This is a genomic window from Aliinostoc maniaoense, assembly GCF_058172895.1.
This window is the reverse complement of record NZ_CP187952.1, coordinates 5667168-5682047: the sequence shown is the minus strand read 5'-3', so window position 1 is coordinate 5682047 and position 14880 is coordinate 5667168. Positions and strand designations below refer to the sequence as shown.

Below are 14880 nucleotides of genomic sequence, written 5' to 3'. Positions count from 1 at the left end.
TGGGAAATTAAATTTTTGGTAAAGTTAGCTAAATTTCTGATTACCTTGATTTATTTATGTTTATTGTGCTATATTAAGTAGTTGTGAAACTCATGCGGATGTGGCGGAATTGGTATACGCGCACGTTTGAGGGGCGTGTGGCTTTGCCTTGCGAGTTCGAGTCTCGCCATCCGCATTTTGATTGACAGAGGTGGGAAACTCCATCCCAACCAAGAATAGGGCATAGGGCATGGAAAATTATTACCAATGCCCTATGCCCTATTCCCCATTCCCGATCACGATATTGACTAGTATGGAGTTAATTTCAGTTTTTTGTGCTTTTATAGAAATAGGTGAACTTTTGTAAAGAACATTGACTGCAATTTTTACTTCAAGTAACAACTCAACACTGCCAACCGCATGGCATCGCCTTACCCCAATTTGGCAAGGTGGGGAGGAAGTAATAAAAAAAAGTTTGCCCCACACTCAATTAGCTCCGGCGTGGCAGATGCTGCTACTTGGTGATGGCTCACCCACAAGGCACTTAGAATTACTCACAGGAGAGCCTACAGAAGTAGATGTCATTGATATGTCAATGATTGGCACAGATTTGGATGGTGCGCCAGAGTTAATTCAAAAAGTTCCAGAGCCAAGGCTAAGGCGACAAGTATGGCTACGCACATCTAGCGGGCAGAGATTAGCTTATGCTACCTCATGGTGGGAAGCTAGCCATGTAGATGAATACTTACAAAATCGTTCCTTACCGATTTGGGCTAGTCTGGCGCGTCTTCGTACTGAGTTATATCGAGATGTGCGGGGCATTTATTATGGGTATTCACCAGCCTTAGAAGCAGGATTTCAGGTAAAAGGGCCGTTTTGGGGTCGTCATTACTTATTTTGGCATCATGGTCAACCTTTGACTTTGATTTACGAAGTTTTTTCACCTTATTTAACTAAATACTTAGGTGCAACGCAGCTAAATACCCCACATGGCAAAGCATAGAAATATTTGCTAATAATATTTAAAATCAGTTGAAGTAGAACGGCTTGAAAAAACCAAACTATGTAAAGCAATGTAAAAAAATTGCATTTAGTTCGTAGTAAGGACTTTAGTTCTCTCATAAGGACTAAAGTCCTTACTACAAACCTTTAATTATTTACACCGTTCTACTTATCAGTTGTGGCAGTTGTTAAAGCTGGTTTGAACTGAGACTTTTGAATTTTGAACTCGGAGCGAAGCGACGTGACACCACCTATATTGTCTCCTGCCAAGAAGAAAAGGAAGAAATCTTCTTTGGTATTGACACTCTCAGGTGCTGGGTTATTAATTGGTGTGGGGAGTGTAGCGTATTGGTTTTTTAGCCAAGGACAGATATTTTATAGAGATTTGCTCACGGGTGCAAATATTATTCCTAGTGATGCTTTATTTGCTGTTTCCCTGACTACAGACACCAAACAATGGCAGAAATTGCAAGAATTTGGTACTCAGGAAACTCAAGCCCAAGTTAATCAAAGTTTAGTTCAGTTACGCGATCGCTTTCTGACCAATCACGGATACAATTTTGAAAAAGATATTCAACCCTGGGTAGGGGATGAAGTCACCTTAGCAATTTTAGCCCCACCAATTAATAAATCTGCTCCTAAACCAGTCTCCACCATTGAAAATGCACCGAATAATTCTCAGTCAATGGTGATGGTTTTACCAGTGAAAAACTCTGAGAAAGCTAAAACTATTTTTACTCAAGCCGAAACCCTCAAACAAGGTAAATGGATTGAGCGTACTTACCAAGGCGTTACCATCAAACAAACTCAGGGACAACCTGGAGAAAACCTATCAGCTGCATTCCTAGATGGAAAATTTCTGGTAATTACAGATACACCCCAAGCAACAGAGCGGACAATTGACGCTTATAAAAATAAAACATCCTTGGCAACCATAGGCGGCTTTGCAGAGAATTTCCCGAAGATTGCCAGCTATCAACCCTTAATGCAATTTTATATTAACGTACCTCAAGCTGCGAAAATAGCAGCTACAGCCCCAAATCGGCGTTTACCTGCTCAAGTTTTAGCCCAACTACAAAACAACCAAGGTTTAGCCGGAACTGTCACATTAGCACCAGAAGGTATACACATTAAAGGTGTTTCTTGGCTCAATCCTAGGAGTCAAAGGATTTTAGCTGTAGAAAATCAAGCTGGAACTATGCAAAATCGTGTTCCAACAGAAACCTTAATGATGTTGTCTGGAGGGAATTTAAAACGTTTATGGAGCGAATACGTTTTAACATCCCAAGGTAATCCTTTGTCACCCATTACACCAGAAAAAGTGCGGAGTGGCGTAAAATCACTTACCAGTATGGATTTAGAACAAGATTTCCTCAGTTGGATGAAAGGCGAGTTTGCAGTATCAGTGATTCCCGGAGCTCCCAAACCAGGTGCTGCACAAGATTTCCGGGCTGCTTTCGTGTTGATGATTCAAGCTAGCGATCGCCAATTAGCTGAAGCATCAATCAAACAACTAGATGAAGTAATGGAAACTCAGTACCAGTTCCAAATCAAATCCACCACAGTAGCAGGTAAACCTGTTGTTAACTGGATTAGTCCCTTCGGCACACTCACCGCCACTCACGGTTGGTTAGATGGTAATGTAGCTTTCTTAGCGATTGGTTCTCCTGTCACTGATAAAATTCTGCCTCAACCGAGTACCACCCTGGCTAACAATCTTACCTTTCAACAGACAGTACCAACAGAACCCAATCCCGCAAATGCTCAATTCTACATGGATGTAGAACAGATAACCAAAAATTTTCCCCTACCCAAACTCATCCCCCAACAACAAACCCTATTAGCTTCTACACGTTCCATTGGGGTGACATCTGCCATCAACGACAATCGCAGCACCCGCTATGATATTTTTTTGACGCTCAAAAAAGGCAACTAGTAATTCGTAATTCGTAATTCGTAATTCGTAATTCGTAATTGGGCATTGGGCATTGGGCATTGGGCATTGGGCATTGGGCATTGGCGTAAAAATTTCTCCCTTGTCTCCCTTGTCTCCCTTGTCTCCCCCTGCTCCCTGCTCCCTGCCCCCTGCCAGTTATACCCGATTCCTGGAAAATTTTGAATTTTCAATTCCTGAAACAGATTAGGATCAGAACAGTCAGAATTGAAATTTTCAAGCGTCCCTTGCGGAGAACACTTTATGAATCTGGTTTTACTCCAGAATTGGTTAGATAACGCCTCATTTGCTGTCTTATTTATCACCATGCTGGTGTATTGGGTGGGAGCGGCATTTCCCAGCCTACCAGCAACCAATGCTTTAGGAACGGCTGGTATGGCGATCGCTAATTTGTGCATCGCTACCCTTCTCGGTGCGCGTTGGTTGGAAGCTGGTTATTTTCCTTTGAGTAATTTGTATGAATCCCTATTTTTCTTAACTTGGGGAATTACTACAGTGCATCTGATTGCCGAAAATTCCAGTCGTAGCCGCCTCGTAGGGGTTTTTACTGCCCCTGTCGCTATGGGTATTGCTGCTTTTGCTACCTTGACATTACCATCAGAAATGCAAATAGCAGAACCATTAGTACCAGCTTTAAAATCCAACTGGCTGATGATGCACGTCAGTGTGATGATGTTGAGTTACTCAGCTTTGATGGTTGGTTCATTACTAGCGATCGCATTTTTGGTTGTCACTCGTGGCAAAGAAATTCAACTACAAGGTAGCTCTGTAGGTAATGGTGGCTATCGTAGCAATGGCTACCGTTTGCACAAAGCAGGTGAACTGATTTCCCAACCCACAATGCCATCTGTAGAAAGTAATGGCTTTGTTCCCTTAGAAACTAATCAAAACGGTAAAGGCAACACCGCCGTTTTAAACTTAGTTACCACACCTCCATCCCCAACGGTGACATCTGCTCAAATCCTGTCACCCCAACGCCTCAACCTAGCTGAAACCCTCGACAATATCAGCTATCGCGTCATTGGCTTGGGATTTCCTCTACTCACCATTGGTATTATTGCTGGTGCAGTTTGGGCTAACGAAGCTTGGGGTTCTTATTGGAGTTGGGATCCCAAAGAAACTTGGGCGTTAATTACTTGGTTAGTTTTCGCCGCCTATCTCCACGCTAGAATTACTCGCGGTTGGCAAGGTCGTCGTCCCGCAATTCTAGCAGCTAGTGGCTTTGTTGTGGTTTGGATTTGTTACCTCGGTGTGAATCTGTTAGGTAAAGGTTTACATTCCTACGGGTGGTTTTTTTAACAGTTATCAGTTGTCAGTTAACAGTTATCAGTCAAGAGTGATGTGTTTATCCTTGGGTTTAAATCCCCCACCATACGCATTGATAACTGTTCACCCAACACCCAGCACTGATTTAACAGTTTTATCCCCTCTTTATTGGTAAAGAGGGGATTTTTGAGAATTACCCAGTTGATTTTAAATTTTGAATTGATTCATTACGGATCATCTATCCTAGCAACAGAAAATATAAATTTAGTTGCGGGATTTTCTTATGACAGATGGGTTTGAGCGACTAAATCATGATGAAGTGGTCAGTATAGAACCAGACACTTTCAAAAAACTAGAAATTGCTAAAACTTTTAAAGTCCGTGATTTAATTACAGCAATTAAAGAATATATTGGTGCAGAAGAAACAGTGGAAGTAAATTTATACACTGATGGTTTAAGTTGTGAAGTTTTAAAGTTTAGCGCACAAGGATGGGTGAAAGGAAAAGTTAGACTAGCATTAGAGTTTTGTCCTGATGAACCTGATTCACCATTAGATGAAATTTATGAAATTCATCAACAACTCGCACAAATTGCTAAAGAATCAGTTTGGTAAACCTCTACAATTTGGTTAAAAGTCTGAAAACTGAGGGGGTGACAAGGTAGGGTTAATTCTTGCTAGCGGGAGAAAATTTTGGGGACTCGGTACTTTCCTGACTTAATTATTTCGTTGCGCTAAATAGCCCAAGCAGAAATTAAATCAGGGTAAAACTGTTGCCCATTCCCCATTCCCTGTTCCCTGTTCCCCCAACCCTATCTTCACTAAAAGACTTTTTCAGCAAGCCCCAATTAGATGTTTATGCTCTGAGGAATTTTAGAAGGAAGTAGATATTCATATGGTGGACGGTTTAAGTTGCGCTTTTTGATGGTGATTTCAATTTCTTCTAGATGGCTTTGGAGCGATCGCAATAAGGGTACAACTTTGGGATCTGAAAAGTGTTTTTGTGGATATTGCCCAAGTTTGTTGTAATATACAGCACTTAGTAAAGATAGTAAATTATATTGCTGTTGTGCTTGTTCTAGTGGGGGCAATAAATTGAGGTAGTCTCGCTCAGTTACTTCTCTCTTGAGAATTGAGGCTGGTAAGTAACCAGCTAATGGTATGCCTGGGGCATAACCCATCAAGTCTTTTTGGGGAAAGTTGACGGCAGCGTGCTGCACACTGGCGGTAAAAATAATTAATGTCACAGCATCAACTAAATATTCCAGGGTTTTGATGTGGCCATTTTCACCAAAGTCGGCTAAACGTCCACCATTATCAGCTTGCAATTCTGCCGCCCAAGCTTGGATGTATGTGTCTTTTTGAATATCTTCATCTGTGGTGTAGTAAAGTTTGAGGTAGTCGGAAACCCATTGCCGAATAGCATCCCAAATTAATAGGGCATCATCTCGGTAAGGATAAACAGGTAAGAGGTTGGGATCATCTACGCCACGCTTTTGGAGTTGCTTGGGTAACATGGCAGTGTTGAAGCCAAAGGTTTGTAAACCCAGTACTGCTAGCACCCGTGAGTTATCAATAGTGGATGCAAGTAAAGTGTCAACGCCGCCGAAAGGGGCAATCAGAGCGCGTTGAGCAGCATCGTTAATGGCTAAAGTGCCTTCAAAATGGGGACGTAGCAACAAGTTGAGGGGGTGGCTACTAGGTAATTGACGCTGCGTAGCGATCGCAAAAATCCCAGCTAATAGATGTGTTCTAGCTAGGTGGGTAACTGCTTCATGAACGTTGCTATCGGCAATTTCCACAATGGTTTTAGCAATTAGCCAAGCATACTTACCAGAGTTTGGGGTAATAATGGGGTAATCTTCCCCTGGAGTTTGCCCGCATTGAATCGCTACTGGCCGTAACCGTCGATGGGGATCTGAACCTTTGGGAACTGCAAACAGTGCTAAGGGTGCATAAAGATATTTTTGCTGCTTGGGAAATGAACCGTTAATAGCAGCTTGCAAAATAGCATAGTCTAGAAGATAGAGTCTGCCTTCCTCCCCGGCAATAGCCAAGGAATCGTCATTTCCCATCACGGCTTGGTAATGTGCATCGGTGACAGGGAACTTATCCCCTGGGGTAGTGACTCGCTCAATCATCACCGGGTTGTAACCAGCTACCCGCATATAGGCAAAGACTTCATCTTCTTGAATAGTATCTGCGATCGCTGGTACTGGAATTACCGGAAATAACTTTTGATAATCTTCAATACTTTTAACATGACCTATAGGTTTTCCTTGATCAAGTAGTTTCCTAATCCGATTCAGGGAATCCCCCACTATTAAAGCTCCACTTTCCTTAATCAGTGAAAATAAAAGATCGTCTAATTCTCGAAAATCTGTGGAAAATCCCCGAATTAGTAGCTGCGGGACAATTTGCAGCACTCTAGCAATGACAGTAATATTGAGTGGTATCGCGCCTTTAAGTATAACTTCCAGGATAAACCTTCTGACATCATCACGAATTGATTCCGAACCGCGATTCCCTCGGTTAGTAATCAAGATATTGACAAAAATTACCTTTAGCTCTTTAACTAACAATCCCAACCATCTAGACTTGAAGCCTTCCTCATTAGGTAGCTGATCTACCATTGCGATCGGTGGAATGTAGCTGTAGTTATATTTATATTGCTTTCTAGCTGTTTCTAGACTGGGATTGGTGGAAGCACTGCTTGAATTATTTGGTATAGAAGCCGTCATGAATAACTCCGCACAGCAAATGATTGCAAAATAGTCTTAAAAGTTATTGCAAATAACCTTGTTAATTTACTTATGTAATTAATCAGGTGATTTACAAAGTTTTATGTCGGCAAATTAGATGAATTTTTGACAAATTTCACTGAACTACAGCTATTATGGCAATCGGATTTTCAGTTGCAGTTTTTTTAAACAAATTTTATATATTGCCTCAAAGAAATTACTAAGGTCTTGATGTCACACTTGACACAGCCTACACCCCTACACCCCTGTTTCAAGTCAGAACGAGTTAAAACAACAAACTATGTTAAGTAATGTCAAAAGACTCAGACTGAGTTCGTAGTAAGGACTTTAGTCCTTATTTTGTTCCCTGCGGGACGCTGCGCGAACGGAGAGAACGGAGAGAACGGAGAGAGAACTAAAGTTCTCACTACAAACCCAAAAACGCAGCCTTCTCTAAGAGGGCTGCGTAACAAAGTTTTGAGTTTTAGTGATTATATCAGGACTCAAGTCCTGACTACTTAGAAACTTAACTATTCTGCCTATTAAGACTTTTTCGGAGATTTCACTTGTGCCTCTATTGTGACACTCTTGACACCTTTAACTTCTTTAACTAATTGTTCGGCTTTTTGTAGTTCTTGTTGAGAACTAGCTGTACCTTTAATAATAATTTCACCATCCTGATTTTGTACTTCCAATTTATTTCCTGGCAAACCTGATTTTAGCTTGCTAATAACTGCGGTTTTTAAATCTGATTCCGGTTTTGCTAGTGGAGTTTTCTGAGTTTCAGGCTTTGCTTTAGTGTCTGTAGTAGGTGTTGGAATAGCTGTTGTTTTAGGAATAGATTTCGTTGTTTTATCTGATGTCTGAACAGTTTCATTTGTATTTTTAGGCATTTCTGAGGTATTTTTAGTAGCTTCTTCACAGCCAAAAGCACCAACTAATAAAAAACCAGTTACAACTAAGGTAATTACCTTTTTCATATTTATCTCCTATTTGAATCCTTGAAGCGAAGAATTGATCTCTTTCTCATGTTAAGAAATAACTCTTAAACCATGATCAAAGTTGTGGCACTAAATATTGACAGCAAACCAAGATAACTGTATCTAGAAACCTATACGTCTATTGATTTCTAAAATCCGCAAGCTTCTTAGAGGAATTTGGAAATTATTAGCTATGTATTCCCATAAAAATTTAAATATTTTTAATAAGCTTTCTGAGCTTGATTACATCAACCAATTAAAAAAGAAAACCAATATAAACACTGAATAAAATAAAGTATAAAATTCCAATATACTTGTCTTGTATCAAGAAGATATGGTAAAGATTGTTTGAATTAGTATATAGTTACGACAATTTATTTAAAGCTAAACGCCACAGTCTCACACCTTCATGATCACTAACAGCTAGAGTTTTACCATCAGGACTCAGTGCTGCTTTAGTTAAATAAAACTTCGGTGGTTTTTTCCCACTTAATAATTTTTTGCCTGTGCTAAGTTTCCAAATGTATAAATCATTACTAGTTTGTGTGGGCGGAGTCTGCACACCTTCACCGTGACTAATCAATGTTTGACTATCTGGTGTGACTAGCAAGGTGTTGACTGTTCCTACATTGGGAATAGTTCTCAATATTTTTTTAGTCTTTATGTCCCAGATTTGCAGATTATTATTCTGGGCGGTAATCAGGGTTTTACCATCAGGTGTAACCGCTAGTGTAGTGACTAACTTACCTTGGTTATCACCAAAAGATTGTAGACGCTTACCTGTATCAATATCCCAAATTTCTATTTGGTTACTATAAGAACTATTGGCAACCACTACAGTTTTACCATCGGGAGTAATATCTACAGGATAGCTGGAATAAAGAGTTTCGATGTTAGCCGGCAAAGTACGTAATAATTTACCACTGCTAAGTTCCCAAACTCCTAAATCTGCTGTAGGTTTATCTACCTTGCGAAAACCAATGAGGGTTTTACCATCAGGAGTTAGTTTGAGGTAATAACCACCTTCCAATCTGTGGAGAATGTTACCTGTTTCCAGTTCTCGAATTTGGATTTGTTGTGGTGCGGCTGTGACTAAAGTTTTGCCATCAGGAGTAATGGCGATCGCGTTTATGCTATCAGTGAGAGGTGAATAGACTTCTGTGTCTGATGTCCTAACGAATGAGTTCAGTAATTTACCTGGATCTATTTGCCAAACTCTCAGATCACCAGAATTAGCAACGACTAATTTATTACCATCACGAGTAAAACCTAAACAACTGATACCTTTGTAGTATGAGCCAGATTTCTGTTCATAGCCGATAATTTTACCAATGTTGGGTAAAAAGTTCTGCTCTTGTCCACTAGATTTGACAAATTGAAAAGGCAAAGGTGCTAAGGTTGCATAGATTGAAATCAACATCACACTGTAGGTGAAAATTAATCCAATCAGCGTAAAACGGGGCTTGAATTGGGGTGAAAGCTTAAGTCCACAAATTCCACCTACCACACCACCGATAATCGAACCTATTGGTGCTACGACGATAAACTTCAAGAATATCGCCAGTCCCCCAAAAGGCCCTCCTATATAAGTATCTCGACTTGCCAAAATAGGTATCATTGCTAGCAGCATCATCCCAATAAAAGAACCCAACATTGCAGGGATAAGGGTATCTTTCATCCGGCGGCTAATTTTTCCCATAATCAGCCCAATAATACCACCAACTACAGCCCCAATTACTACGCTAATTAAGGTTGCATATATTAGTTTTGGCAGAATAAACGTAAATATAAATTCAAAATTAATCAAATTCATAAGTAAGCAGTCAATATCTGCTGAAGTTATAGGAGATAGGAGTTTGACTTAAAAGGTTGATTAATATTATTAGGTATAACAACTTAAAAATATGTGAATTAATGTAAAAATATTGGCATCAAGTTCGTAGTAAGGACTATATTCCTGACTACCAATATTAAATTATTTACACCGTTTTATTTAGTTTTGCGGTAAGTGCGAACAATCTTTGTATATTTCTTACATCAGTAATTCATGAATGAGATCACCTATTGTGGGGGGTAGCTCATCGCACTTGTTAAAATTCCTATGGCTTGCTTTTGTCTCAATTGAGATCGTTACGATTCAGTTTAGGTAATTGCATAACCTCAGAAAATCGTGAATACTTAACTTCATTTGTAGGAGGATAATCTGCCGATACAGCAATTAACCCAACTTTTATGTCCTCAAAATAAATCACACCCCCAATACGCCGTTCAACTTGGAAAGGGGCATGAAAAAAATTATACTCTGCAATATATATGGGAAGAAAGTCAGTAATTTTGATTGTCCTACCAAACATCTGCTGACAAGTCTTGTGCAGGACTGCATTTAAATATTCATTATATAAAGGCTCACCCAGTTCAGTAAATTCTACATGATCAGCAAAATGATCCATGTAAAATAACCAGATATCAGACAAATCTGCTTCAGAAGTCAGTTTTTGTTTGAGTTCCTGTAATCTGTTGATGTTCATAGTTGGATAATCATGAGGTAGGATGAGCAGACTGCACGGTTAAAAATCTACCATAATCAATACCCTTAATAACTGATTGGTATTATCCATTCTTCAAACACCAACGTTAACAGAGATTAGAGGTGTGAGCTACACAGACTGAGGTATGTTTAGGGGAAATCGCGCCTATCTTGTTCGGTTATACGACTGTTGTTAGAGTGTAAATAACTATAACCTCTAATTAGTAGTGAAACTTGAAATTTCAAAGCTGCTAGTCGCTCTTGAACCAAGAGGTGAAAGTCTGTGTACCAATGGATCTTGCCAAGTCTGAGTGAAGTGTTAGCCGAAAGTGAATCTATTGTAGCTGAAGGCTCACCAACCAAAGCAGAGCGGCAATGGCGCATGAGTCTAGCAGCGATAGAGCATTTATTAATCAGCACTTTAACTAAAACGCCACCTGATGCAACCCTAGGACTAGTTTTAGCTGCACCTGCACCTTTGTTTAGTCAGCCAATACTAACTCAAAGGTTGGAGACAGTGACTTTTACAGCTAGGCCATTTAATCCTTTGGCATTGATGCCATTTCATATGCCAGGTGAGATGAATACGGCGGAGGAAACTACTCCGGGTGAATCGGTGTTGCCTTTATTACCTGCTGATCCTTTAGCAGCAGAACAGTTTTGTCTAGTATTTACAGAAAAATTTAGCTTAGTTTTAGTTTTAGCCACCCAAAAGGACGGTACAAAATCATTTGCATTTTCTTTTGAACCAGAGGTAGTACAACAAGCATGGCGATCGCTAGGTGCGCGAGTTATGCTAAGTAATCCCGATGTATTTGCCAAGTTGGATACATTAGTCCAAAACTACCCCCTCATACCACCTAATTACCGTACTGTCCTTCAGTTTAGCCAACTTTTACTCCAGGAATTACCAGAAGAAGAGACTAAAGATTGGGGACTAGGCATCAGGGAAGAATTTCCCCAATGTTCGATTCCCAATGCGCCATCTCCCAGTTCTCATGTCCCAGCATCCAACCCTGATGTAGAATTACTCCAGGCTTTTGCCCATGAAGTCCGTACCCCACTGACGACAATTCGGACTATGACTCGCCTGCTGTTGAAGCGGCGGGATTTGCCTGCTACTGTGATTAATCGCTTGGAAATTATCGATCATGAGTGTACTGAGCAAATTGATCGCATGGAGTTATTGTTTAAAGCGGCAGAACTAGAAACTTGTGCGGCGACGAAGTTTGCTATTACTCATTTAACTCCCATGTCTTTAGATCAAGTGTTGCATCAAAGCATTCCCCGTTGGGAGCAAGCTGCACAGCGTCGCAATTTAACTTTGGATGTGGTTTTACCCCAGCAATTGCCCACAGTGGTAAGTAATCCTAGTATGTTGGATCGGGTACTCACAGGGTTAATGGAAAATTTCACCCGCAGTTTACCCCCTGGTAGTCATATTCAAGTGCAGGTGATTCCCGCCGGAGATCAACTCAAGTTACAATTATCGCCTCAAACTCTCTGCCAAGACACAAATAAAGTCACCAACCCTCCCACACCACCAATTCGTAAAGCTCTGGGGCAATTGCTGATGTTTCAGCCAGAGACAGGTACTATTAGTTTGAATATTGCTGCTACTAAACACCTGTTTCAAGCGATCGGTGGTAAGTTAATTGTTCGTCAGCGTCCACAATACGGCGAAGTTTTGACTATTTTCTTACCTTTAGAAGTGAGTCATCAAAAAAACGCATAAACTCAGCAAACAGTGGATAATTTACTCACAATCAGAGCTAACTTCTGTGATTTGAGATGCTGCCCTGACTAAAATGACATTTTGTTGGCTGTAACGTGAGATTGTGGCGGGAATATTGCCATGTACTACCTGCTGTAACATTCCCTCACGGGAAGCCCCTAAAACAATCACATCAGTTTGGGTTTGTTGAGCGCAATCTAAGACAGCTTCGGTTACTGAAGTAGCACAAACGGGAATTATGGTGACTTGACTATGAAGTCTGAGTTGAAGAAAGTCGGCCGCTTTATCTAAAGTAGTGGTATCTGGGGCGGCTGTATCTGGGGCAAACACTTGAAATAAGTTAATCTCTGGGTTTTTACTCAAGGAAGCGATCGCTGGTAATAGTTTAATGGCTTCTTGGACATTGGGGCCGCCTGCCATTGGTACAAGCCAACGGTGAAAATGGCTTTGGTTTTGAAGTTTGACTAACACTACTTCACAGGGTGCTTGGCGAATCACCGCATCAACTACCCGGCTAAAAATTCTTCCGGGTGTGTTGGTAGTACCTTTCCACCCCATTAGCAGTAAATTAATATGATGCTCTTTGATGGTTTGTAAAATGGCTGCTGATAGGTCGTGGGTGACACGAATTTGAGTATGTATAGATATATTCCAGGCTTGTCCCAGGCGGTTTGCTTGCCTGAGCAAACGTTGACTAGCACCTGTACTGACATGAGCTTCTGCTAGTGACTCGTGACGAGGAACGACGATGATATTGAGACATTCAATTTCATAGTTGTGATCTTGGGCGATCGCCACAGCCATTTTTAATAGCATACTGGCTGTTTTAGGATTACTTAACAATACCAATAAACGACCCTGACCAGTTTCTGACCCACGAGTTTGATAAATTACCCTGGATTTTTCTCCTTTTGGGCCTGTGATATCTTCTTGACCATTGAGGTAGGCTGCTTCTACGCGAATAATGTCACTGCGAGTAATAATTCCTACCAAACGCCGTCTATCTACTACAGGTAAACTGCTAATACTGTAACGATTGAGTAAGTGCAGTACATGACCTAATGTATCTTGGGGTTGAACGGTAATTGGTTCGGGAGTCATTACTTGTGCCACCGTGCTTACCCCGTGCAAACCTCTTTGGGTTAAGTTAGCAATATCTTTTTGGGTGAGGATGCCGACTAATCTACCAGTTTCTAAGACCGGAAAACTACGATGAGATGATTGGGAAAAACCCTGCAAAGCTTCATCAATACTCATCCGACTAGTGAGAGTTTCCACACTGCGCTGCATGACATCGGCAGCCGTTAAGTCTACCCAAGGAGCTGAAGGGGTGTTTTCTTTGTTTAAATCAATACCTTTAAATTCCAGTAATTTATCGTAAAGCGAACCCGAATCAAAGGCTTCTGCAACCAGATAAGCAGTCACCGAGACAATCATGAGCGGCAACACTAAATTAAAATCTGTTGTCATTTCAAACACAATGATCACGGCCGTAATTGGCACGCGTGCCACCGCACAGAAAAAAGCCCCCATCCCTACCCGTGCATAAGTCGTAGCCAAGCTCAGTCCTAACCATTGCTGTTCGCCTAAGCCGACTAAATAACCTAAAGCTGCTCCCAAAACTAAAGTCGGCACTAATAACCCACCGGGCGCACCAGAAGAATAAGTCAGGATAATTAGCAAAAACTGAATCCCAAAAACTAATCCTACCAGTTGCCAATCTCCTTGGCCTGTCAGCAATAATTCCTTTAAACCTGCGTTGTCCCAAAATATGGGAGGTAAGACAATGAGTGCTAATCCTGTGCATAATCCCGCTAGCCCTACTCGCCAAGGCAAACTGATTTTGAGAAATTTTTGATTGAGTGTCAATCCAGCTAAAATTCCCCGATTAAATAACATACCTCCGATACCTGCTAAAATCCCCAAAATAATATAAAAGGGAATTTCGGGTGCAAAAAAACTGGTGTTAGCATTCACTAAATGCAGATTTAAATCTAAACTGTGAGTCCCAAAGATGCGGGTAATCACGGCGGCGATAAAGGAAGCTAAAATGGCTGTTCCTAAAGTAATACCAGAGACATCTTGTAGAAGTTCTTCCACTACAAATAGTACGCCAGCAATGGGTGCATCAAAGGCGGCTGCTAGTCCAGCCCCCGCACCAGCCGCAATCAGTTGACGACGGTGGTCTGGTGAGGTGGGAAACCAACGACTAAACTGATTGGCTAAGGCTGCACCAATTTGGACTGTGGGGCCTTCTCTCCCCAAGGGCATCCCGGATGCTAGAACTAAAGTGGCACTGATGAGTTTCACAAAAGCAATTCGTAAATTCAAAGGCATGGCGACTTGTGCCAGCACAGCTTTCACCTCTGACATTCCACTGCCAGAAGCGGCGGGGGCAAAGCGTTCTACTAACCACCCAGCTAACAACCCTCCTGTTAATCCCATGATTGGTAATACCCAATTAGGGGCTAACAAATGGGCTATGTGTTGTCGCCATCCACCCAACCAGCCTACGCCTTGACCTAAGACAATAGCAGCTAAACCGGATACTAGACCAATAATGCAAGCTTCAAAAGCTGCAAGACGTTTGGGGCGTAATAGTAAACGAGATAATCTATACCAAAATATTTGTCCCGTGCGGAATATTTTGCTTTGGAGAAATAAGAACCATTGAGCAACTTTATCCATTACAGCATGA

General features: G+C 41.2%; 11 protein-coding genes and 1 tRNA gene. 6 read left to right on the top strand and 6 right to left on the bottom strand.

What is annotated here, in order from left to right:
- Positions 1-94: 94 nt before the first annotated feature.
- The 3 genes from ACPZ3T_RS24800 to ACPZ3T_RS24790 all read left to right on the top strand — a co-directional run bounded on the left by ACPZ3T_RS24800 (position 95) and on the right by ACPZ3T_RS24790 (position 2917).
- Positions 95-175, top strand: a tRNA-Leu gene (locus ACPZ3T_RS24800).
- Positions 176-352: 177 nt separating this feature from the next.
- Positions 353-982, top strand: coding sequence for a chorismate lyase (locus ACPZ3T_RS24795; protein WP_490272099.1), 630 nt, complete (start codon positions 353-355; stop codon positions 980-982).
- A 240-nt stretch (positions 983-1222) separates the two neighbouring features.
- Positions 1223-2917, top strand: coding sequence for a DUF3352 domain-containing protein (locus tag ACPZ3T_RS24790; RefSeq protein ID WP_490272098.1), 1695 nt, complete (start codon positions 1223-1225; stop codon positions 2915-2917).
- Here the strand turns inward: ACPZ3T_RS24790 and ACPZ3T_RS24785 are convergent.
- Positions 2914-3108 carry a hypothetical protein gene (locus ACPZ3T_RS24785; RefSeq protein WP_490272097.1) on the bottom strand — a complete coding sequence of 65 codons (195 nt, stop codon included), beginning with the start codon at positions 3106-3108 and terminating at the stop codon, positions 2914-2916. The two genes, ACPZ3T_RS24790 and ACPZ3T_RS24785, sit on opposite strands and share 4 nt — an antisense overlap.
- A gap of 70 nt (positions 3109-3178) precedes the next feature.
- Between ACPZ3T_RS24785 and ccsB the strand changes: the two genes are divergently transcribed.
- Positions 3179-4234: a c-type cytochrome biogenesis protein CcsB gene (gene ccsB / locus ACPZ3T_RS24780; RefSeq protein ID WP_490272096.1), complete on the top strand. Its 1056-nt coding sequence runs from the start codon at positions 3179-3181 to the stop codon at positions 4232-4234.
- A 250-nt stretch (positions 4235-4484) separates the two neighbouring features.
- Positions 4485-4814 (top strand): KGK domain-containing protein, encoded by a 330-nt coding sequence (locus ACPZ3T_RS24775; protein WP_490272095.1) that lies wholly within the window; start codon positions 4485-4487, stop codon positions 4812-4814.
- Between the two features lie 233 nt (positions 4815-5047).
- Here ACPZ3T_RS24775 and ACPZ3T_RS24770 read toward each other — a convergent pair whose 3' ends face one another.
- The 4 genes from ACPZ3T_RS24770 to ACPZ3T_RS24755 all read right to left on the bottom strand — a co-directional run bounded on the left by ACPZ3T_RS24770 (position 5048) and on the right by ACPZ3T_RS24755 (position 10448).
- On the bottom strand, positions 5048-6940 hold the full coding sequence (locus ACPZ3T_RS24770; RefSeq protein WP_490272094.1) for a lipoxygenase family protein: 1893 nt from the start codon (positions 6938-6940) through the stop codon (positions 5048-5050).
- 542 nt (positions 6941-7482) lie between these two features.
- Positions 7483-7920, bottom strand: a complete 438-nt coding sequence (locus ACPZ3T_RS24765) for a BON domain-containing protein (RefSeq protein WP_490272093.1) — start codon at positions 7918-7920, stop codon at positions 7483-7485.
- Between the two features lie 364 nt (positions 7921-8284).
- Entirely contained in the window at positions 8285-9733 is a 1449-nt protein-coding gene (locus tag ACPZ3T_RS24760; RefSeq protein WP_490272092.1) for a WD40 repeat domain-containing protein, read from the bottom strand.
- Between the two features lie 304 nt (positions 9734-10037).
- The gene (locus ACPZ3T_RS24755) at positions 10038-10448 is read right to left on the bottom strand and encodes a hypothetical protein (RefSeq protein ID WP_490272091.1); all 411 of its coding nucleotides are present in this window, start codon (positions 10446-10448) and stop codon (positions 10038-10040) included.
- Between the two features lie 282 nt (positions 10449-10730).
- Here ACPZ3T_RS24755 and ACPZ3T_RS24750 point away from each other — a divergent pair, with 282 nt between their 5' ends.
- A complete protein-coding gene (locus tag ACPZ3T_RS24750; RefSeq protein ID WP_490272090.1) occupies positions 10731-12182 on the top strand; it encodes a sensor histidine kinase in 1452 nt (483 codons plus the stop codon).
- A 21-nt stretch (positions 12183-12203) separates the two neighbouring features.
- Here ACPZ3T_RS24750 and ACPZ3T_RS24745 read toward each other — a convergent pair whose 3' ends face one another.
- Positions 12204-14870, bottom strand: a complete 2667-nt coding sequence (locus ACPZ3T_RS24745; RefSeq protein WP_490272089.1) for a chloride channel protein — start codon at positions 14868-14870, stop codon at positions 12204-12206.
- Positions 14871-14880 lie beyond the last annotated feature (10 nt).

Coding starts and splice junctions, on each gene's coding strand:
- ccsB (WP_490272096.1), top strand. CDS start 3,179: ATGAATCTGGTTTTACTCCAGAATTGGTTAGATAACGCCTCATTTGCT.
- ACPZ3T_RS24775 (WP_490272095.1), top strand. CDS start 4,485: ATGACAGATGGGTTTGAGCGACTAAATCATGATGAAGTGGTCAGTATA.
- ACPZ3T_RS24770 (WP_490272094.1), bottom strand. CDS start 6,940: ATGACGGCTTCTATACCAAATAATTCAAGCAGTGCTTCCACCAATCCC.
- ACPZ3T_RS24765 (WP_490272093.1), bottom strand. CDS start 7,920: ATGAAAAAGGTAATTACCTTAGTTGTAACTGGTTTTTTATTAGTTGGT.
- ACPZ3T_RS24760 (WP_490272092.1), bottom strand. CDS start 9,733: ATGAATTTGATTAATTTTGAATTTATATTTACGTTTATTCTGCCAAAA.
- ACPZ3T_RS24755 (WP_490272091.1), bottom strand. CDS start 10,448: ATGAACATCAACAGATTACAGGAACTCAAACAAAAACTGACTTCTGAA.
- ACPZ3T_RS24745 (WP_490272089.1), bottom strand. CDS start 14,870: ATGGATAAAGTTGCTCAATGGTTCTTATTTCTCCAAAGCAAAATATTC.